Origin of the sequence: Chengkuizengella marina (assembly GCF_009910845.1) — a bacterium.
Classification (GTDB): domain Bacteria; phylum Bacillota; class Bacilli; order Paenibacillales; family KCTC-33759; genus Chengkuizengella; species Chengkuizengella marina.
This window is the reverse complement of the sequence record NZ_SIJB01000018.1, coordinates 150,631-171,692: the sequence shown is the minus strand read 5'-3', so window position 1 is coordinate 171,692 and position 21,062 is coordinate 150,631. Positions and strand designations below refer to the sequence as shown.

Genomic DNA, 21,062 nt, shown 5'->3' with positions numbered 1-21,062 from the left:
TCGTTTAGAATTATTTCTCATTTGTAATGATATAACCATACTCAAAGAAAGGGAGGGAGCGACATTATGAAGGAGCGGAGTAACCGAAATACTGCTTTAGTTTTGATATTTGCTGGACTATATTTATTGTTTGGTAACTTATTTGGTTTTTTAACTGTTGCTGCCCTAATTTTGATATGGTTTGGTACTAAACGAGTTCGTATTGGAGAAAAAAATAAAGGATACTTATTAATTGTTATTGGAATTATTATATTGATTAGTAATCATGTAATGTTTGTTATTGGTTTAGTTTTAATTGCTTTTGGATATTTATATATGAAATCAGATAAGCAGAAATTAGATGAAACATTTATGCAAAAACAAAACATAGTACAAAGTATAAAGTGGAAAAAGAATCAATGGACCCTGAAAAATATGATGATTCGTTCCATTGTTGGAGAAATCCAAATGGATGTATCACATGCACTTATAGAGGAAAAAGAAACTAAAATTGTTTTACAAGGTATCGTCGGTGATATTGACATTATTGTCCCTGATCATATTGGTGTTACGATTGAATCAACAATTACTATAGGAGAGATTAGTTTAAACTGGGAAAAAGAAGCGGGGATCATAAATAAATTTACATGGACTTCTCCAAATTATGCTACTTCTGATGTGAAAATCCACTTTGATATATCTTATATTATAGGAGATGTAAATATTAAGATCATCTAAGGGGATACCCACAAAAGTGACGTATTGCTGAGAATACTATTCCGAATACTTTTGCGGGGCCCGAAACATTAAATTATCCCAAAAAGTGGAGTGAAACTTAAGTCAAAAATTTACGTATTTCATTGTAATTGTAATGTCAACGTAATTAAATTTTGTATATGTTCTATGAAGGAGGGGAGTTACTATGCGACGTTATAAAAAAAAGCTAACAAATATGATATGGAAGAATATGGGTGAATCTATGATTGCTTCTATACTCATTTTTCTTATCATTATATATTTCTTAGAAACTAATGAATATATAAAGCGCTTTGAGCCATGGTTAATGGTTAAGCATAGTCTCACCCTTTTTGTTATTGTTCTTGTCATTGGGACGTTGTTTGGCTTTTTACAAAGTAATAAAATTAAAAAAAGGTTAGATCGTTTACATGATTCAATGCTTCTGTTAGAGAAAGGTAATTTACCAAAAGATATTCCTTCATTAGGTGAAGATGAAATAGGTAGATTAGCAGATCAATTAAGTGAAATTAGAACAAAGTGGGAGGATCAAATCACCTCACTGCAAAGATTATCAACAAATAATGCACAGCTTGCAGAAAAGGCTCGTTTTTCTGCTGTTACCGAGGAACGTCAACGATTAGCTCGTGAATTACATGATGCAGTCAGTCAACAGTTATTTGCTATTTCTATGACAGCAACAGCAGTAGGAAGGACTTTAAATATAGATTTTGAAAAAGCAAAAAGGCAAGTATCACTCATAGAAGAAATGGCATCTGTAGCTCAATCTGAAATGAGAGCTTTATTGTTACATTTACGCCCTGTTCACTTGGAAGGAAAAAGATTGTCACAAGGATTACATGAGTTGTTACATGAGTTGAACTCTAAGGTTCCTATACATATTACGTTAGATATGGATGACAATCTCCAACTAACTAAAGGTGTAGAGGATCATATTTTTAGAATCATACAAGAAGCGTTATCCAATACATTACGACATTCTAAAGCATCTGAGATGGAAATTAAGTGTTCATATAATGGTAGTATAGTTCGTTTAATGATTCAAGATAATGGTGTAGGATTTGATATGAATGTTCAAAAACATGCATCTTATGGTATTGTCTCTATGAAAGAACGAATTAATGAAATAGGTGGATCTATTCAGTTTATTACCGCACCTGGGAAAGGAACAAGAATTGAAATACGTATTCCTGTTGTAAGCGAAAGAAAGGGTGAGCAAGATGTCTATTCCAATTAAGGTTTTAATTGTAGATGACCACGAAATGGTTCGAATTGGTCTTTCAGCTGTTTTAAGTACAGAAGAAGATATTGAGATCATAGGTGAGGCAAGTAATGGGGAGGAAGGAATCAGACTCGCGCAAAATTATGATCCTGATGTTGTTTTGATGGATCTGGTGATGGAAGAAATGGACGGAATAGAAACTACAAAAAAATTATTGAAACTTAAACCCGAATGTAAAGTGATTGTTCTTACCAGCTACTTAGATGATGAAAAGGTATACCCTGTAATAGAAGCAGGAGCTTTTAGTTATTTATTAAAAACATCTCGTGCAACTGAAATTGCTCAAGCCATTCGCTCAGCAATGAATGGTCATCCTATTCTTGAATCACAAGTTGCATCAAAAATTATGAACCGTTTTAGAAAAACACAACAAGTAGAAAAAGCACCTCATGAAGAATTGACCGAACGTGAAATGGAAGTATTAAGACTCATTGCAAAAGGTAAATCTAATCAAGATGTTGCTGATGAACTTTATATCGGTGTAAAGACAGTTAAATTTCATGTGACGAACATATTAGCAAAACTTGGAGTTGAAGATAGAACTCAAGCAGCGATTTACGCTTTTAAACATAGTTTAGCTGAGTAACAATAACAATAATAAAAAAAAGCCCACTTTTAATAAAAGTGGGATGTTGCTCCGATAAAAGCTTTTGCTCAAAGTTTGAACTGACCGATACATGTTATGTTAATTTAAAAGAAACTTGTATCAAACAATAAATTAATATCGGAAAGGTCAATTTTATATTTTGTGCCGAAGTCTAATTCTGATGTAAAACCGACTTCATTGGGATAAAAGCCGATTCCTTCATGGAAAGTCGTGGCTTTCTTTTTTTTGCTTCTTTTTTGTTTTTTACTACTTTTCTTTAATTTTGAAGTACTGGTATGATTAAAATCATTAAAATATAGTCTACGCCTGCTGTCGATCCGACTCAGAATTCCAAAATGTTCTTTTCCATCATTAGTTAGGACTAATAATGGATTTCCTATATGTTTGCTTATGTTTTCCTCATCCAGTTTTATAGGAAACATAGGCTTTTCACCTCCTACAAATATCCATATATTTAACATATTCAGAAGTTGAATATTTGGAATAGACGAATAACTAGATGAGTTAAGCCCATTTTGAGTGTTATTTCATGACAGGGATATTGAATCATATAATTTGATTATGCTACACTTCTAAAAGGTACATAGAAAAATACGGATGAAAGAAATGATGATGAGATGAATAATAATTTAACTAGTCAATCAGGTGTTACGTTTTTTATTTTTGGAGCTACTGGAGATTTGGCAAAACGTAAATTGTATCCAGCAATTTATAGTTTATTTAGAGAAGGTAAGCTGTCTGAAAGGTTTGCAGTGATTGGGTTAGCCAGAAGACATCGTTCTATAGAAGAATTTCAAAATGATGTGTATCATTCTATTCAAGAGTTTGCACGATATGATATATCAAAGGATGATAACTGGAAAAGTTTTGTAAATCACTTTGAATATATGTCACTTAACACGAATGATAAAAATGGTTTTGATGATTTGAATCAACTAACAGAATCTTTAGAGCAAAGATTTAATATCAAAGGTAATCGATTATTTTATTTAGCCCTAGCACCTCAACTATTTGGTCAGGTCGCTAACAACTTACGTTCAGGAGGACTTCTGCAAAGTGCTGGCTGGCATCGAGTGGTGATTGAAAAACCATTTGGGTATGACTTAAAGTCTGCTGAAGACTTAAATACACAGATAAGAGAAGTGTTTGAAGAGGAAGAAATATATCGAATTGATCATTATCTTGGAAAGGAAATGATCCAAAACATAGAAGTTATTCGTTTTGCAAATGCTTTTTTTGAACCATTATGGAACAATAAGTACATCGCAAATATTCAAATTACATTAAGTGAAACAGTAGGTGTAGGTGATCGAGGTGGGTATTATGAGAGTTCAGGTGCTTTAAGAGATATGGCTCAAAATCATATGTTGCAAATGGTAGCAATGATGGCTATGGAACCGCCAAGCAGAATGGAGTCTGAAGATATAAGAGATGAGAAAGTAAAAGTATTACGTTCGATTCGATCTTATAAAGATGCTCAAGAAGTAAAGGATAGTGTAGTAAGAGCACAATATACTGAAGGTACATTAAATAATAAAATTGTGAAAGCCTATCGGGATGAAGATTCTGTTTCTAAAACCTCAAATACAGAAACTTTTTTTGCAGCAGAATTGTATGTAGATAATTTTCGTTGGGCTGGTGTTCCTTTTTATGTACGAACAGGTAAAAGATTGCCTGCAAAAGCAACAGAAGTTGTCGTGGAATTTAAAAATATTCCAGAAAATGTGTATTTCGCAAAAACGAACTCTTTAGAACCAAACTTGTTAGTATTCCGTGTTAATCCTCAGGAAGGAATTTATATTAAATTTAATGCTAAAAAACCAGGTGGAGAATCCATGATTATTCCAGTAGCTATGGATTTTTGCCAAAGCTGTGAAGTCGGATTAAATACACCTGAAGCCTACGAAAGATTAGTATTTGATGCAATTCGCGGAGATTCAACTTATTTTACTCGTTGGGATGAAGTAGCTTCAGCATGGAAATACATTGATTCTATCTCAGAATCTTGGTCATCATCAGATGGAAGCGACCTTCAGCATTATGAAGCGGGAACATGGGGACCAAAAGGAATGAAAGATCTATTAGAGAAAAAAGGGTTTAAATGGTGGCCAGTCCATGGACAAGAAGAAGCTGAGGTCACATGGGTTCAGGTTAAGAGTGAAAAATAGGAGGGTTTTTTATGTTTAAAATATATGATATTTCTATGACCATACATGAAGGAATGCAAGTATATAAAAATAAAGAGGAAAAAAAACCAAAAATTCAAACAGCATCTGACTTTTCAAACTCATCTGCTTTTGAATCTATTTTAAGTTTAAATGTACATACTGGAACACATCTAGATGCTCCGTTACATATGATTGAGAGCGGAGATACGATTGAATCCATCCCATTAGAAAATTTAGTGTCTACGGCACGTGTATTAGATTTAACACACGTAGAAGGTCAAATTGGAAAAAGTGACTTAGAACCTTTTGCAATTCAGGAAGGGGAATGGATCTTATTTAAAACAAAAAATTCACTATCAGAACAATTTGACTTCAACTTTATTTATTTAGATGAAGATGGAGCGGCTTATTTAAAAGATTTAAAAGTGAAAGGGATCGGCACAGATGGATTAGGTATTGAACGTGCCCAACCTGATCATGAAACACATAAAATATTATTTGAAAATAAAATTATTATAGTTGAAGGTCTTCGTCTTAAAGATGTTCCATCAGGGACTTATTTTATGGTAATCGCTCCTTTAAAATTAGAAGGTATCGATGCTGCTCCAGCACGTGCGTTTTTATTAGGTCAATAAAGAGAAAATTTTAAAAATATTTATCATTTTTAATTTTAAAAACATCAATTTAAATAAATGAAAATTAGAAAGGATTTATAAATGAATCAGACTTCAAAAGAAACATTTGATCAAGAAGTGAATAAAAGAAGAACATTTGCCATCATCTCTCATCCTGATGCTGGGAAAACTACATTAACGGAGAAACTTCTTTTATTTGGCGGAGCTATTCGTCTTGCAGGAACGGTTAAGGGAAGAAAGGCTTCTAAACATGCAACATCAGATTGGATGGAAATTGAGAAGCAAAGAGGAATATCAGTTACTTCAAGTGTTATGCAATTTGAATATGAAGGGCATAAAGTAAATATATTGGATACACCAGGTCACCAAGATTTTAGTGAGGATACTTATCGAACGCTAACAGCAGCGGATAGTGCTGTGATGTTAATTGATTCAGCAAAAGGTGTAGAGGCACAAACGATGAAGCTGTTTGAGGTTTGTCGTAAAAGGGGTATCCCAATCTTTACATTTATAAATAAGATGGACCGAGAAGGTCAGAATCCATTTGATTTATTAGAGGAAATTGAAAATGTGCTTGGAATCCGTTCATTCCCAATGAATTGGCCAATAGGCTCTGGCAAGCAATTGTGTGGAGTATATGATCGTCATGCCACAAGAGTTGAATTATTCCAAGGGGATAACCATGATGAAATAAAAGTTCAAAATGTGAGTGGATATGATGATGAAATCATAAAAAATATTACGACAGATTATTTATTTGAAAGCTTAAATGAAGATTTACAACTGTTAGATGTTGCAGGAGATCCTTTTGATTACGAGAAAGTAAAACAAGGGGAATTAACTCCAGTATTCTTTGGCAGTGCGATTAATAATTTCGGTGTTCAAACTTTTTTAGATAACTTTTTAAAGTTAGCTCCAACCCCAGCACCAAGAGAAAGTAATCAAGGACAAATTAGTCCAAGTGATAAAAACTTTTCAGGATTTGTTTTTAAAATTCAAGCCAATATGAATCCAGCACATCGTGATCGAATTGCTTTCTTACGCATTTGTTCTGGGGAATTTGATCGTGGGATGAGTGTAAAACACATTCGAACAGGTAAAAATATTAAATTAGCGCAACCTCAACAATTTATGGCGCAAGATAGAGATATTGTTGAACAAGCTTATGCAGGTGATATTATTGGATTATTTGATCCAGGCATTTTCAAGATCGGTGATTCATTAAGTGTAAAAGCAAATATAGAATTTGATGAACTACCAACATTTCCTCCTGAATTATTTGCTAAAGTCATTGTGAAAAATGCTTTGAAAAACAAACAATTTCAAAAAGGAATAGAACAGTTAACAGATGAAGGGACCGTTCAATATTTCCAGTCCATTTCTGGGGATGAAAAAATATTAGGTGTAGTAGGACAACTCCAGTTTGAAGTTTTTGAATACAGAATGAAAGTTGAATACGGTGTTGACATTGAATTACACCGATTAAGTTATCAGTTATCAAGATGGATTCAAGCAGATCAAATTGAACCAAGTAAATTTAGAATTAATTCACAATTAGTTTTTGATAAAAAAGGAAACCATGTTGCTCTTTTTGAAAATGAATACGCGATGAGGACATCGATGGAAAAGAATGAGAATGTTCAGTTTCTAGAAAATCCTCCTCAGTAATTCAAAGTGATAAGGATTTTAAAAAATAACCAGAAAAAAGGGATTGTCTGATGAACTTATAAGACAACCCTTTCACTGTAGTTTTATTGAGGTAAATTGCTTTCTAAAGTTGAAATTAATAAGTTTTGTGTTTGTTCATCGGATTTTTTCCAAATTAATTCAAAAATGACACCTAAGCCTGGTAATGTTCTTTCATCATTATTGATGGAATCAGTTATGATCTCATGTAATTCAGATTCATTTTTGTTTTGAAGCCTTTGGAAAATGGCTTGTCTTAAGTCCATCATCAGTTAAAAACCTCCACATCATGTTGTACTGTTTATTTTGCTCAATCATTACGTTTAATATCAATTTTGTTTTAACCTCAAAGGAGGAATTTTTTTGAAAAAACAGTTTGCGGTTATTGGAATAGGGCGCTTTGGATCAAGCGTTGCAAAAACATTATATCATATGGGTTTTGAAGTATTAGCTATAGATTCCAATGAAAGTCGTATACAAGAACTTATTAATGAAGTTACTCATGCTGTCCAGGCAGATACAACCGATGAAGAAGCTTTGAAAGCGATAGGAATTAGAAATTTTGATGTTGTAGTTGTTGCTATTGGACAAGATATTCAAGCGAGTATTTTAACTACTCTAATATTAAAAGATCTAGGAGTAAATACATTAGTCGTTAAAGCACAAAATGATTTACATGGTAAAGTTGTTCAAAAAATTGGAGCAGATAAAGTTATTTTCCCAGAAAGAGATATGGGTGTTCGGGTTGCTCATCATTTAATATCCCCAAATATAATCGACTATATAGAACTTTCAGCTGATTATAGCATAGTCGAGATTAAAGCAGCATCAAGAATGGTTGGAAAAAATTTAAGTGAGTTACACATTAGAGCGAAATTTGGTTGTAACGTCATTGCAATCAAAAGTGCTGATAAAATGAATATTGCTCCACATGCTGAGGATTTAATCAAGGAGAATGATATTCTTGTTGTTGTAGGAGACAATGATCATTTACAAAATTTTGAAATGTCATTTCGGGAGTAATTGAAACCATGAAAATCACCTCGTTAACAAATAGTCATGTAAAAGATTGGGTTAAACTTTTGTCTAAAAAAGGTAGGGATAAACAAGGTAAGTATATTGTGGAAGGAATTCATTTAGTCAAAGAAGCTTTAAACAATACTAATGTAATAGTTGAACATGTTGTGTATTCATATGAAAAGGGTGTACCCGAAGAATTATTAGATTATGAAGAGCGGAAATGGATAGGTGTTAGTGACGATATCATAAATAAATGTTCTGATACAAAAACCCCACAAGGTATTTTTGCAATTGTATATAAAAAAAACGGGGATGATTCAATTTTATTTAAGGATTCCGCTTTGGTTGTTGTTTGTGATGCTATACAAGATCCTGGTAATTTAGGAACAATTATAAGAAGTGCTGATGCAGTAGGCGCAACTGGAGTTGTATTAGGCAAGGGATGTGTAGATTTATATCATCCTAAAACCGTTCGATCAACCATGGGATCTATTTTTCATTTACCAATCATTGAAAGTGATTTGAATGGTATGCTTCAAAAAGCTCAAAATCATTCGATTCAAGTGTTAAACACAAGTTTAAAAGCAGAATCAAACTTTTTTCAAACGGACTTAACAAAAGCAAGTTGGATTATAGTAGGAAATGAGGGGAACGGAGTTTCTCCAGAGTTACATCAATATGTAAGTAAACAAATTAAAATACCAATTGAAGGCAGTGCGGAATCATTAAATGTTGCTATGGCAACAACCATCATGTTGTATGAGACATTAAGACAGAGAAAATTCAAGGGATAAATAGAATTACTATCAATCAATATTTAGGAAAAGCATTATAAATGCTTTTCCTTTTTTTTGTTTGAAAAAAACCTCTCGTCTTTTTAAGGATTATTTTAAACAGCTAAAGCATAAATTTATTTAATAAGATGGGATTTCTTGCAAGCTGTCTCTGATTCATTGTTTAAGCAGCAGAACTTTTAGCTAGGGGGCATTAATACATGAGGAGAAAAAGAAGGTGGAGAAGTCGCACAGTTAAAAAAGGAAGCAAAAAGAAAGTGTTTTTCCTAGTTCTAATTATCTTTACTCTAATTACTGTACAAAGCTTTATTTTTATTGAGAAAAATTTAAGACCCCCTTTGATGAATGTTGCAAAAGTTAGAATTAAACAAATCGCTACTCAATCCATTAATGCTTCACTTACTGAACAGATATCTAAAGGGACAAATTTGGATAAATTAATTGAATGGAAATACGACCATACAGGGAAAATTACTGGTTTTATGTTAAATTATACAGAACATATGCGAATTGCTGCTGAAACTAGGAATATCGTTCAAAAAACATTAGATGATTTACAAAGAATGCCTGAGTCCATTCCATTAGGTCAAGCTTTAGATAGTGCAATTATAGCTTCTTTTGGTCCAGAAGTACCGATTAAATTTGTACCTGCGGGTTCAGTATTAATTGACCTGACTACAAGAAAACAGGATGCTGGGATCAATATGATTCTTGTTGAAGTTTACATACACATCATTGCAGAGGTAACAATCATAATTCCTTTTGATACAGAAGCTGAAATAGTAGAAACAGAAGTTCCTATTACATATTTATTAGTTGTAGGGGATGTACCAGCATATTATTTTGATTCCAATGGTAAACCAATCGATTCCTTAAACGGAATGAATCCGATACCTCCTATATCTATTCCACAATTTAACTCAACAGACTCAGAGGATAATACTGAAAATTAATCAATAAAATGCAAAGAGGAGTGAAGAAGCCATTATTTTCTGCTTCTTCGCTCCTCCCGCTCCCATTTTCTTAAATAAGGATACGGGTCAAATGACCATTCATTATATCCATTGTCACGGTATAATCCATAATGAAGATGTGGAGGGAATTTACCTTGTGTTCCTGGTTTACCATAACCTGAGCTTCCTACCCATCCCAATACTTGACCTGGTTCAACAATGTCTCCTTGTTTTATTTCTTTTTGGTATCCAGATAAATGAGCATAATAGTGGTATACGTTATTAAGATCTCGTATTCCTATTCGCCAACCACCATATCGATTCCAACCCAAGACTTCAATAATCCCATAACAAGTACTTCGTACAGGTAAACCATGATGAGCAAAAATATCAGTTCCTTCATGAATCCGGAATCCACCAAAACTTCTTCCTGCCCCCCAAGTACTGCGGTATGAATGATCTGAACGTAATGGTACAGGAAAGGCATGTTTGTATAAATCCAATGTACCGTACCTTTCATAAATTTTTGCAAACTGTTCGATCCTTTTCACACTTCTTGAATTTTGATAATACTCCCACAGAGCAATGCGAAAATCATCTTTTGATAATCCATATTTTAAGATGTGTTGAGACATCGTGTATAAAACATCCTGATCATTGTTCCAATCTGCAAGTCCATCTCCTGAACCGTCTCTTCCTCTGCCGTTAAAAAAGATAATGGATTTTAAGTTAGAATCATGTTCATCTGGATTTAAATATCCTACCCAATCAGATTTTTCAAAATAAATACTTATAAGCCCTTCTCTAATCGGTCTATTTTTTGGATTTGCTATACTTAAAGATCTTTCATATTGATCAATGGCGGCTAAATAAAACCAGGGTATTTCTGTCACAGCACTCATTTCTTCATACAATTGCTGTCGTTTTTCATAAATTTGTTTTAAACTAAGTTCCTCTGTTTTTGCTAACGCAGTTGAATTTATAAAAGAAACAGTTAAGATCATAAGAATGAATAGACGAAAGTAATAAAGGAATTTTATTTTCAATATGATCCCTCCTACAAAATTTGCCATCTATGTAGTTTCAGATGTTTAATTATTTGTTCATTGACCTAATTGTTTTATAGAGTGCACGATGGTATTTTGTATTATCCAATCCAATTTTTACAAAGGTGGCATGTTTTTAAATCCATTGTTATAATACATATACATAATGATTTTGAAGAACCCAGGAAGGGATATGGATAAATATGGCAATACAAACACCACAGAGAAAACCAGATTGGTTAAAAATAAAATTGCCTTCTGGCAATGAACTACAAGAATTTAAAGAACTAAAAAAAACGATGCGGACAAAAACTTTACATACAGTATGTGAAGAAGCAAAATGTCCTAACATTCATGAATGTTGGGCAAATAGAACGGCTACTTTTATGATTCTAGGCGACATTTGTACACGAGCTTGTCGTTTCTGTGCAGTAAATTCTGGACTACCAAATGAATTAGATCTAAAAGAGCCTGAAAGAGTTGGTGAGGCAGCAGAAGAAATGGGATTAAAGCATTGTGTTATAACTTCAGTTGCACGCGATGATTTAGCAGATGGAGGAGCAATGATTTTTGCTGAAACGATCAAAGCTGTAAAAAAACGTCTTCCATTTTGTGATGTTGAAGTATTAATACCTGATTTTATGGGAAATGAAGAAGCTTTATATAAAGTTCTAGATGCTAAACCAGAAGTGTTGAATCATAATATAGAAACGGTTGAAAGATGCTCAGATCGAGTTCGATCAAAAGCTAAATATAAAAGGTCACTTGAGTTGTTACAACGCTCTAAATCATACAAAAGTAAAATTCCTACGAAGTCCAGTATTATGATTGGAGTTGGAGAAGAGTGGAATGAAATTCTACAAACGATGGATGATTTAAGAGAAGTAGATTGTAACATATTAACGATTGGTCAATATTTACAACCTTCTAAAAAACACCTTTCAGTTGAAAAATTCTATACACCGGAGGAGTTCGCTTTATTAAAAGAAGAAGGTATGAAACGAGGATTTAGCCATGTTGAAGCAGGACCTTTGGTTCGAAGCTCATATCATGCTCGTGAGCAAAAGGAAGCGGCCAATGAAACATTAAATGCCAGATAATAATTTTAATATATATTGCTTTTTCAAAAGGGGAATTTTTTAAAGAACCTCTTAGAGGATTGAATATAGGAGGATAATTAGAAAGATGATCCAAATTACAGGAAAGTCATTTGAACTTATTAAAGATCATAAAAATGGTTGGAATCAAGAAGCATTTCGTGCTAGATACAGTGAAGTATTGGACCGTTATGATTTTATTGTTGGAGATTGGGGTTATAATCAGCTTCGATTAAAAGGTTTCTTTCACCACGGTCATACAAAAGCATCTAAGGAATCTTCCATTAATAGCTTTGAGGATTATATCTATGAATATTGTAATTTCGGTTGTGCATACTTTGTACTAAAAAAAGTTAAAAAAACAAATTAATATTGAAATTAATGAATTTAATATGAATTAGTTAAGGGTTAGTGAAATGCTAAAATAGCCGAAAAAATGCTTAATGATTTTTTCGGCTATTTTTTAACCATTTAATTTGATTCGACACCCACAAAAGCTTCTTTTACTCTATTCCAAAATGGAAAAGTACGATATCTTGCAAATCGAACCTTTTTATGTGAAACACTACTACGAATGGAAACGATATCTTTATGCTCAAACTGTAAATGATCTACAGACAGTAATATTTTTTGATTTGCTTTAGGATAAATATCACAATGATGATGATTTGGTAAAATAATAGGTGAACCTAAAGTTCTGAAAACACGATTATTTATAGAAGCCATTTCAGCAATTTGAATCGCTGCTATTGAAGGATGAATGATTCCACCACCCAAACCTTTGTTATAAGCTGTACTACCGGATGGAGTAGATATACAAATCCCATCTCCTCTAAACATTTCAAATTTTTCATCATTAATATCCAGTTGAGCTACCAATGTTGCATGAATTCCTTTAATGGTAATTTCATTTAGCGCATAATATATTCTTTTATCATTTACGGTTTTAATTTCAATTTGTACAATAGGATACTCTACGATAACATCCTCAGAATTCCCTTTTTTAGCCATAATTTCTAATAGATGTTCGATTTCATCTGGTTTCCAATCTGCGTAAAATCCAAGATGTCCAGTATGAATTCCAACGAATGAAATAGTTTCAAGTTGTTGTACAAACTTATGAAATGCGTATAACATGGTTCCGTCTCCACCAATTGAGATCACAATGTCAGGTGAAATTTCATCAAGAATCATATTGTGTTGTTTTGCTAATTTATGAAATTTATCAGATAATTTTAAAGAAGTTTCATCTCCACGGTCCAAGACGAAATATTTCAAAAGTGTAACCTCCTACTAATCATTTGCTGTATCCATCATATACAAAAATCATTTATAAAACAATGTTCACTTTTTAAGATAAAAAAAAGATCTCAGTATTACGTATATAAAGTACAAGGATAAAACACATACAAATAAAAACACTATGCTCCAAAGGGAAAAGTAAAGAAATATGAATTGGGTTTTTGTCGTTAATTCACTTATAGTTGGAAGGAATAAGGAAGAGGCAACCTTATAGGAGTAAATTGGATCAAATATTAAATAAACGATTCCAGCGGTAATGAATCCATGAAGTAATCTCGCAATGAAAAAGGGAGTGTACCGTAAATTTGTAAAATGCAATATGCTGGCGATTTGTGCATGAACCGATAACCCACTCCAAGAGACAACAAAAGCAGCAGCAGCGGTTTTGGCTATCAAACTAGTGTTTGCATCACCTGCTGACTTAGCACCTAAAGTCACCTCAAAAGTTCCGTTAATAATAACTTGGCTGAGTTCAACAGGAAATCCAAATAATTGCATTAAAGATTGGAATAAAAGATAGAATAGGTCCAAAAAATGGATTGTCGTCAAAATTTCTAATAGCACAGAGAAAAATACAACGAGTCCTCCAATAACAAAAATTAATTTAATGGAAGCTTCAACTGCATCAGATATAATTATAGCGAGAGTTCTACCATCTTCTAAACGGGCTTTATGCATCGATTGAAACGCACGAAATAAAATAAATCCTTTTTGCTTCGTTTCAATTTGAGATATTGTTTTAGCATTGTTTTTCCCATGAAATCGCATCAATAATCCAACTATAATTCCCGCTCCGTAGTGTGAGATAGCTAAAACAAGAGCTAGGTTTACATCGTGAAAAAAACCAACAGATACAGCTCCAATTAAAAAAATAGGATCAGAAGTTGAAGTGAAAGCAACTAATCTTTCTCCTTCTACTTGATTGACTAGCTTTTGTTCCCATAACTTAGAGGTTAATCTAGCCCCAACAGGGTAACCCGATGCAAACCCCATAGTCATGACAAAACCACCTATTCCTGGTACTCTAAATAATGGACGCATAATTGGATCTAAAAGTGTCCCAAAAAAATGTACAATACCGATACCTAATAGTATTTCTGAAACAACTAGAAAAGGAAACAGCGCTGGAAACAAAACATCCCACCAGATACTGATTCCCCTTACAGCAGCATTAAAACTGATCGTTGGATAAACTAAAATGAGTGAAATGAAGATTAAACTAATGAATGGAATGATGTATACAATGTATTTTTTTATAGGGAGCATAAAGAGGCCTCCTAGTGAATTTAGCCTTTAAGTATCTGTTCAAAAAAGCTCCATTTTAAGCAAGCTTGTCTTTTATAACATAGTATGAAATTATAAGCAGGTTCATTCCGACAACTAGGATGAGGCTGGACTATGATATAATATGAAATAAATAAAGTTCGTTCGTCTTTTACATATTAAGGCAGAACAACCTAGAAGTATGGGAGGGCTTAACTTATATGGAAGAAAAATCATTATACGAAGTCATAGGTGGAGAAGCAACGGTTCGTAAAATTGTAGAAACTTTTTATCCTATAGTACAAGAAAATTCAGTAATAGGACCATTGTTTCCAGCAGATATTATGCCTGTTAAGGAAAAACAGTTTTTATTTTTAACACAATTTTTTGGGGGGCCTCCTCTTTATTCAGAGCAATATGGCCATCCCATGATGAGAGCTCGACATTTACCATTTGAAATTACAAGAGAGCGTGCTGATGCATGGTTGGGTTGTATGAAAAAAGCACTCTCTACGATAGAACTAGATAAGCAGCTACAAGCTATTTTGTTAGAGCGATTATCTGGTCCAGCATATCATTTTATTAATAGCTAAAAAAACCTATTTATAGTTTTAGGTTTTTTATATCAGCACAAAGTATTAACTATTTTTTTATTTGTGACATTAAAGCTAGGTAATTATTGAGTGCTAATCGTTTGAATTGTTTTTATCCTGTTTTGCTAATTCAGCTAATTTTTGCATTAATATATGCTGAGGCATGTGCATTAAGTGTTCTATAGGTACATTTAATTTTTTAGCTAATGCCTGAGCAGTTTCTGGTGATATTTGTAATGGTTTCAATCTTAATCTCTCCTTTAATATAAATTTACAATATATATAATATTTACTTCAATGTTTCGGGGTCCCCAAAAGTATTCGGATTTAACTTCACTTCACTTTTTGGGGTGCAATATTAGTATAACATTTTTAAATGATCTTGAAAGATCAAAAAGCCATGATAAAATGGTATTAGAAAACATTCTGACTTTTTTGACAATTATATATGGCTTGGTTTTCCATGAATGAGAATAGTTATTTTATTAAAGGGGTGATCTGATGGGTAACAAGTATTTTTTTACTGGATTTCCAGGTTTTATTGCTAGTCAAATTATCCAGCAGCTTCAAAAGGAACAAGAGGACGTAGATCATATTTATGTATTAGTTTTACCAAATATGTATAGAGAAGCTGAGGTAGAAGCTGCTAAATTAATGAATGATGGAGGTTTTGAAAAGGATCGTTTTACGATACTAGAAGGAGATATTACTAACAATAATCTAGGTATATCTGATGATCGTCTTCAAGTCCTTCAAAGAGAAGTTACACATGTATTCCATCTGGCTGCAATTTATGATTTAGCTGTTCCTAAAGATATTGCTTATCTTGTCAATGTTAAGGGTACGGATAATGTAAACCAATTTGTTAAACAGTTAGAGAGTTTAAAAAGATACATATACTTTAGTACTGCATATGTAGCAGGGGACCGTAAAGGTAAAATTCTAGAGTCTGAACTGGAGAAAAACCAAACTTTCCAAAACTATTATGAAGAGACAAAATATGAAGCGGAAGTGCTAGTAAAAAAAATAATGAATGATGTACCTACTACCATTATACGTCCTGGCATAGTAAAGGGTCATTCCTTTACGGGTGAAACCATTAAATTTGATGGACCTTATTTTATATTAAACTTTTTGGACCGCCTTCGATTTCTTCCCATTCTTCCATACATTGGACCAGGGGAAGCAGAGATTAATCTTGTTCCAGTAGATTATATCATTGCTGCTTCTTGTTATTTAGGTCATGCTGAAATTGGTGAAGGTAAAACGTATCACTTAACGGACCCTTCTCCTTATAAAGTGAAAGAAGTTTATTCTGCTATGATGCAGGAATTGTTACAAAAAAAACCAATTGGAAGAGTCCCAATTATGTCTACAGTTCTTTTCTTAAAAATCAAATTTATTCGTAAGTTTTTGGGCGTTGAAAAAGAAGCATTGGATTATTTCACGTATGAGGCAAGATTTGACTGTCAAAATGCAGTGGAGGACTTAAAAGGATCAGGAATTCACTGTCCTGATTTTATGGAAATATTAGAACCGATGGTCACATATTATAAAACACATAAACATGATCAAAAGAAACAATTAGTGATTAGATAATTCATTTTAGATAAAAAAGATCACCTAATATTCAGGTGATCTTTTTTTTGAAATTTATTTTTTGCATGTTATCTTAATTTAAAAAATTCAATCGATTGTTGGAGTTGTGAAGCTTTATGAGTCATTTGCTCTGACACACTAACCATTTCTTGAACGGATGATATTTGTTCGTTCATTGATGCTGAAACTTGCTCAGTACCTGCAGCAGATTGTTGTGTAATTGCAGATATATTTTCCATTGATTCAGAAATATTTTTTGCGCTACTAAGCATAAGTTCACTTTCTTTTGAAAATTCATAAATTCGATCAGTAATAAACTGTATACTATGTACAATCTCACTGAACACCTTTTCCGTTTCTTCTATCATTAATGTTTGATTTTTAACGATCTCTTCATTTTTTTCTATATTCTCAATCGCTTGTTTAATGCCGAAGTCTATATTTTTAACAAGATTAAAAACTTCTTTGGTTGATTCAGTTGCTTCCTCAGCTAAATTTCTTACTTCCTGCGCAACAACAGCAAAACCTTTACCGTGTTCTCCTGCTCTAGCTGCCTCAATAGATGCATTTAAAGAGAGGAGATTTGTTTGTTCTGCAATTTCTGAGATCGTTTTTGTTATCTTTGAAATGCCATCTGCTTGTTTAGCTAGTTCACTTATAGTAGATGCAACATGGTTCGTTGCTTCAACAGTATCTTTCATTCCAGCACTTTGACTTTCTACCGCATTTCTCCCTTTGTCCACTAATTGTATCGTGTTTTGAGAATGTTTATTCATTTCATTTGTTGATACCGTATATGCACTGACCTTATTTTCAATATTTTGAATAGATGTAGAAATGTTGGATACGTCCTCAGAAATTTCATTGGCTCCAGTAGCCAATTCGTTAGTAGATAAGTTTACTTGAATTAGAACATCACTCAGAGCTTTGTTTTTTAAATAAATATTTCTACTTGAATCTGAAACTAACTTGGAAATATTAAGCGTGTCATGTAATGTATTGTTCATTCTTTCAGACATTTTGTTAAATGCATTCGCCAGTTCTCCAATTGCATCATCTGATGTAATATATATTTTTTGTTGTAGGTCGCCTTGCGCTATTTTTGTGGCTGCTCTGGAAACATTATCTATAGATTCATTAATCACTTTCTCTAATTTTGAAAGAATAGGGTAGATTATAGCTAATAAAAATACAATAATCATTGAAACAATCAATTTATTCTCAGCAAATAGGATAGATACTAATGAAAATATAGATAATATGGAGTATACTCCAATTAATAGTTTATTTTTAACAGATTGCTCGTAGAACCAGCTCATATCATCTACTCCTTTGTTAGTTGTTAAAATTTTCTTTATTATAGCATTCAAATTTGAAAAAAGTCTATGAGGTTGTATGAATTAATAAAACTAATAGGATAGAAAATTATTTACATTTTTATATTAATATATTATGATGTGTATAAATATGTAAATTTACATAAGGTATATACTCTAGTCTCATTTCCCCTGATTTTGAATCTTCTACATTTTTCCTTCTGTATTATTTAGTTGATCCACATGTAAATCTAATTTTATTTCCTAGAAAGCACGTGTGTATTTTTAAACACTTGTTTAACTGTGTTTATTTAACAATGCCAATAAAATAATGGAAAGGGAGAGAAATTATGTATATTGAGCAGTTATCTTTAGCTAAACAGCTTGATTTAGTATTTGAAGAAATTCAGCCTGAATTAGGGAGTCTGACCTCGGGTATTGTATTTTTACAAATTCGCAATAATACTGTTGGTAAATTTGGTGTGATTCATGACCCAATAGAAGGAAATAATAGAGAAACCCGAGGGCATATTCAAGGTTTAACTAAGCAGCAAATATTTTCTTTTAAAAAGATGGCAATTCAATCTCTAAAGTACAAAAATCATTGGACTCATGGGCAGATTTCCTTTGAATTTGCTTTAAAAAACAAAAATCTAGCTACGAGTGTTCAATTCGAATCTAATTACAATATGGCTAATTTGTTGAATAATCCTCAGCAAAAGGTTTTATGAGAGTAAGACAAATTATATGATGCATTAAATGACCGTTGTGTTACCTTAATGAAGGAGCGAAACGGTTTTTATTACAAAAAATTGTTATACTATGGTTGATAAATGGGCTTCATGAAAGGGGTTAGAAAATGAAATTAATTTTTGATCATTTATCTTTGAATAAAGAATTGCAAATTGTACAAGCAGATGTCTATTTACAAATAAATGATGATATTATTATAGATGAACCTCTATGTATAGATGTGGGATTACCTGCTTTACTTTTAAGTGCACTGGAAGACACTTTTCCAAATCGATTTGCTTCAGCAACGGAGTGGGAGAAAACTCCTTTTTTTGTATGTGGATGTGGTGATCCTGATTGCAGAGGGTTTTCATTTGTGGTAAGGCATATAAATAAACAAAGCATCCAACTCATTGAGGTGGAAGAATCTGAAGGAGAACAACCTAAGGAGATGGAGGAATATATTGTTGATTTAAAAAAATATCAACAGATTGTATATGAAATTGGACTCCAATTTTTAGAATTTATTAAGGATCTCAACTATTCTCCTTACTTTAAGGATACTTTACCCGTAATTAATGATTTAATGTCCCAATTGAAGAAACAAGTGACTCTTAGTCATTGACATTTATGAATTGTTGTGTATAATAATGAAATTAAATCATATGATGCGATGAGAGGAAGAGTAAGGAGACATCGTTGTTTTCCAGAGAACCGATATATTGCTGAAAGTCGGTACAACGTGTTTTCTGAAATGGGACCTTGAGCTTAAAGTTGAACTATTTTTTTAGTAGACTGCACGGATTTCCCCGTTATCGGAAATAAAGTTTTCTTTAGATTAAGATTAATTTTTAGATTTAAAGAAATAAATTAGGGTGGCACCACGGTCTTTCGTCCCTTTCGGAGGAAGGCTTTTTTTTGTTGTATAGGTAACTAATTTTAGAATTATAAATAGGGGGTTAAAGAATGAAACGAGTTTTATCTGGTATTCAGTCTAGTGGAAAATTAACAATTGGAAATTATATTGGGGCTTTGAAAAATTACGTTAAACTACAGGATACACATGAATGTTTTTTTTCTATTGTAGACTTACATGCGATTACTGTGCCTCAAAAACCGGAAGAATTAAAAGAACAAACTGAAGCAGTTGCAGCTTTGTATTTTGCTTCAGGTGTAGATCCGAATAAGTCTAGTGTGTTCGTTCAGTCTCATGTACCTGCACATGCCGAATTAGGCTGGATAATGACAACATTATCTTATATGGGAGAATTTGAAAGAATGACCCAGTTTAAAGATAAGTCCAGGAAGCAAGATTCTATAGGTGTAGGTTTGTTCACATATCCTGGTCTAATGGCTGCTGATATATTACTTTATAATGCTGACCTTGTACCAGTAGGAGATGATCAAAAGCAACATCTTGAATTAACTAGAGATTTAGCAAATCGTTTTAATCAACGTTTTGGTGAATGCTTAAAGATCCCAGAACCATATATACCTGAAGTTGGTGCGAGAATCATGTCCTTAGATGATGGTTCAAATAAAATGAGTAAAAGTAACCCTAATCCAAATAGTTATATTGCAATGTTAGATGAGCCGGATGTGTTACGTAAAAAAATCAAAAGATCAACTACAGATTCTGGGAGAGATGTTTTATTTGATCCCGTTAATAAACCTGAAATTAGTAATTTAATGACAATATATTCCTATTGTTCAACTTTAAGTATAAAAGAAATTGAACAAGAATATGAAGGTAAAGGATATGGTCCATTTAAAAAGGATTTAGCAGAACATGTTGTAGCTACTCTTGAGCCGATTCAACAACGTTATAAAGAAATTCGATCTTCAGGCGAATTAAGTAAGTATTTAAAACAAGGTGCTGAACAGGCAGCTGATGTGGCAAATGAAACTTTAAGGGAAATAAAGGAAAAAATGGGTTTTGTATTACCATATTAATGACTATTTTTCTTTCTAATTTTTGCTTTGGCCATAAAACCAATTCCGACAGTAAAAAAAGATAAAAATAAAAAAAGTAAGGCTAATAGAGATTGTTGATAACTTAATGCGATACCTGTGAAAACCAAGAACAGTACACCAATCATAGAAAAAAGTAGGGCAGTTTTTTTACTCATAATATGACTCACCTTTCATGATATAAAAATAATATGAATAGTTTTTTTCAAAAGTTAACATAATAGTTATACAAGCAGCTTGTAAAAAACAACATAGATTGAAAG

At 32.7% G+C, this 21,062-nt stretch carries 24 protein-coding genes and 1 other annotated feature; of the genes, 16 read left to right on the top strand and 8 right to left on the bottom strand.

Features of this window, described 5'->3' with window-relative positions; genetic code table 11:
• Window positions 1–66: 66 nt before the first annotated feature.
• From liaF to ERL59_RS08235, 3 genes are all read left to right on the top strand, one after another.
• A complete protein-coding gene (gene liaF / locus ERL59_RS08245) occupies window positions 67–717 on the top strand; it encodes a cell wall-active antibiotics response protein LiaF (RefSeq protein ID WP_160645721.1) in 651 nt (216 codons plus the stop codon).
• Window positions 718–901: 184 nt separating this feature from the next.
• Window positions 902–1,972 carry a sensor histidine kinase gene (locus tag ERL59_RS08240; protein ID WP_160645720.1) on the top strand — a complete coding sequence of 357 codons (1,071 nt, stop codon included), beginning with the start codon at window positions 902–904 and terminating at the stop codon, window positions 1,970–1,972.
• A complete protein-coding gene (locus tag ERL59_RS08235; protein WP_160645719.1) occupies window positions 1,956–2,603 on the top strand; it encodes a response regulator transcription factor in 648 nt (215 codons plus the stop codon). The genes ERL59_RS08240 and ERL59_RS08235 overlap by 17 nt, the downstream gene beginning before the upstream one ends.
• A gap of 104 nt (window positions 2,604–2,707) precedes the next feature.
• On the opposite strand, the gene ERL59_RS08230 is transcribed toward ERL59_RS08235, so the two are convergent.
• Window positions 2,708–3,046: a hypothetical protein gene (locus ERL59_RS08230; RefSeq protein WP_160645718.1), complete on the bottom strand. Its 339-nt coding sequence runs from the start codon at window positions 3,044–3,046 to the stop codon at window positions 2,708–2,710.
• Window positions 3,047–3,241: 195 nt separating this feature from the next.
• Between ERL59_RS08230 and zwf the strand changes: the two genes are divergently transcribed.
• From zwf to ERL59_RS08215, 3 genes are all read left to right on the top strand, one after another.
• On the top strand, window positions 3,242–4,792 hold the full coding sequence (zwf, locus tag ERL59_RS08225) for a glucose-6-phosphate dehydrogenase (protein ID WP_160645717.1): 1,551 nt from the start codon (window positions 3,242–3,244) through the stop codon (window positions 4,790–4,792).
• A gap of 11 nt (window positions 4,793–4,803) precedes the next feature.
• A complete protein-coding gene (locus ERL59_RS08220) occupies window positions 4,804–5,427 on the top strand; it encodes a cyclase family protein (RefSeq protein ID WP_160645716.1) in 624 nt (207 codons plus the stop codon).
• A gap of 81 nt (window positions 5,428–5,508) precedes the next feature.
• Complete coding sequence (locus tag ERL59_RS08215; protein ID WP_160645715.1) at window positions 5,509–7,095, top strand: peptide chain release factor 3; 1,587 nt, start codon at window positions 5,509–5,511, stop codon at window positions 7,093–7,095.
• An 83-nt stretch (window positions 7,096–7,178) separates the two neighbouring features.
• On the opposite strand, the gene sspI is transcribed toward ERL59_RS08215, so the two are convergent.
• Window positions 7,179–7,382, bottom strand: a complete 204-nt coding sequence (gene sspI, locus ERL59_RS08210) for a small acid-soluble spore protein SspI (RefSeq protein ID WP_328699918.1) — start codon at window positions 7,380–7,382, stop codon at window positions 7,179–7,181.
• A 94-nt stretch (window positions 7,383–7,476) separates the two neighbouring features.
• On the opposite strand from sspI, the gene ERL59_RS08205 reads away from it, so the two are divergent.
• From ERL59_RS08205 to yunB, 3 genes are all read left to right on the top strand, one after another.
• A complete protein-coding gene (locus ERL59_RS08205; protein ID WP_160645714.1) occupies window positions 7,477–8,136 on the top strand; it encodes a potassium channel family protein in 660 nt (219 codons plus the stop codon).
• 8 nt (window positions 8,137–8,144) lie between these two features.
• Window positions 8,145–8,927 carry a TrmH family RNA methyltransferase gene (locus ERL59_RS08200; protein ID WP_160645713.1) on the top strand — a complete coding sequence of 261 codons (783 nt, stop codon included), beginning with the start codon at window positions 8,145–8,147 and terminating at the stop codon, window positions 8,925–8,927.
• A gap of 200 nt (window positions 8,928–9,127) precedes the next feature.
• Window positions 9,128–9,880 carry a sporulation protein YunB gene (yunB, locus tag ERL59_RS08195; protein WP_160645712.1) on the top strand — a complete coding sequence of 251 codons (753 nt, stop codon included), beginning with the start codon at window positions 9,128–9,130 and terminating at the stop codon, window positions 9,878–9,880.
• Between the two features lie 32 nt (window positions 9,881–9,912).
• On the opposite strand, the gene ERL59_RS08190 is transcribed toward yunB, so the two are convergent.
• Window positions 9,913–10,884, bottom strand: a complete 972-nt coding sequence (locus ERL59_RS08190; RefSeq protein WP_201763511.1) for a M23 family metallopeptidase — start codon at window positions 10,882–10,884, stop codon at window positions 9,913–9,915.
• Between the two features lie 245 nt (window positions 10,885–11,129).
• Between ERL59_RS08190 and lipA the strand changes: the two genes are divergently transcribed.
• Window positions 11,130–12,026, top strand: a complete 897-nt coding sequence (lipA, locus tag ERL59_RS08185) for a lipoyl synthase (protein WP_160645710.1) — start codon at window positions 11,130–11,132, stop codon at window positions 12,024–12,026.
• 85 nt (window positions 12,027–12,111) lie between these two features.
• Window positions 12,112–12,393, top strand: coding sequence for a YutD family protein (locus ERL59_RS08180; protein WP_160645709.1), 282 nt, complete (start codon window positions 12,112–12,114; stop codon window positions 12,391–12,393).
• A gap of 101 nt (window positions 12,394–12,494) precedes the next feature.
• On the opposite strand, the gene ERL59_RS08175 is transcribed toward ERL59_RS08180, so the two are convergent.
• Window positions 12,495–13,301 (bottom strand): NAD kinase, encoded by an 807-nt coding sequence (locus tag ERL59_RS08175; protein WP_160645708.1) that lies wholly within the window; start codon window positions 13,299–13,301, stop codon window positions 12,495–12,497.
• 66 nt (window positions 13,302–13,367) lie between these two features.
• On the bottom strand, window positions 13,368–14,591 hold the full coding sequence (gene ylbJ / locus ERL59_RS08170) for a sporulation integral membrane protein YlbJ (protein WP_160645707.1): 1,224 nt from the start codon (window positions 14,589–14,591) through the stop codon (window positions 13,368–13,370).
• A 218-nt stretch (window positions 14,592–14,809) separates the two neighbouring features.
• Here ylbJ and ERL59_RS08165 point away from each other — a divergent pair, with 218 nt between their 5' ends.
• Window positions 14,810–15,181: a globin domain-containing protein gene (locus ERL59_RS08165; RefSeq protein WP_160645706.1), complete on the top strand. Its 372-nt coding sequence runs from the start codon at window positions 14,810–14,812 to the stop codon at window positions 15,179–15,181.
• Between the two features lie 93 nt (window positions 15,182–15,274).
• Here the strand turns inward: ERL59_RS08165 and ERL59_RS08160 are convergent, their stop codons facing one another.
• Window positions 15,275–15,427 (bottom strand): YycC family protein, encoded by a 153-nt coding sequence (locus ERL59_RS08160; RefSeq protein ID WP_160645705.1) that lies wholly within the window; start codon window positions 15,425–15,427, stop codon window positions 15,275–15,277.
• 255 nt (window positions 15,428–15,682) lie between these two features.
• On the opposite strand from ERL59_RS08160, the gene ERL59_RS08155 reads away from it, so the two are divergent.
• Window positions 15,683–16,780: an SDR family oxidoreductase gene (locus ERL59_RS08155; protein ID WP_160645704.1), complete on the top strand. Its 1,098-nt coding sequence runs from the start codon at window positions 15,683–15,685 to the stop codon at window positions 16,778–16,780.
• Between the two features lie 68 nt (window positions 16,781–16,848).
• Here the strand turns inward: ERL59_RS08155 and ERL59_RS08150 are convergent, their stop codons facing one another.
• Entirely contained in the window at window positions 16,849–18,099 is a 1,251-nt protein-coding gene (locus ERL59_RS08150; protein ID WP_160645703.1) for a methyl-accepting chemotaxis protein, read from the bottom strand.
• Between the two features lie 347 nt (window positions 18,100–18,446).
• On the opposite strand from ERL59_RS08150, the gene ERL59_RS08145 reads away from it, so the two are divergent.
• The 3 genes from ERL59_RS08145 to trpS all read left to right on the top strand — a co-directional run bounded on the left by ERL59_RS08145 (window position 18,447) and on the right by trpS (window position 20,781).
• Complete coding sequence (locus tag ERL59_RS08145) at window positions 18,447–18,827, top strand: O-methyltransferase (protein WP_160645702.1); 381 nt, start codon at window positions 18,447–18,449, stop codon at window positions 18,825–18,827.
• 128 nt (window positions 18,828–18,955) lie between these two features.
• Window positions 18,956–19,453: a hypothetical protein gene (locus tag ERL59_RS08140; protein ID WP_160645701.1), complete on the top strand. Its 498-nt coding sequence runs from the start codon at window positions 18,956–18,958 to the stop codon at window positions 19,451–19,453.
• A 39-nt stretch (window positions 19,454–19,492) separates the two neighbouring features.
• Window positions 19,493–19,730, top strand: a binding site (T-box leader).
• A gap of 64 nt (window positions 19,731–19,794) precedes the next feature.
• Window positions 19,795–20,781, top strand: a complete 987-nt coding sequence (gene trpS / locus ERL59_RS08135) for a tryptophan--tRNA ligase (RefSeq protein ID WP_160645700.1) — start codon at window positions 19,795–19,797, stop codon at window positions 20,779–20,781.
• Here the strand turns inward: trpS and ERL59_RS08130 are convergent.
• Window positions 20,778–20,957: a DUF5325 family protein gene (locus ERL59_RS08130; protein WP_160645699.1), complete on the bottom strand. Its 180-nt coding sequence runs from the start codon at window positions 20,955–20,957 to the stop codon at window positions 20,778–20,780. The genes trpS and ERL59_RS08130 overlap by 4 nt on opposite strands.
• Window positions 20,958–21,062: the final 105 nt, after the last annotated feature.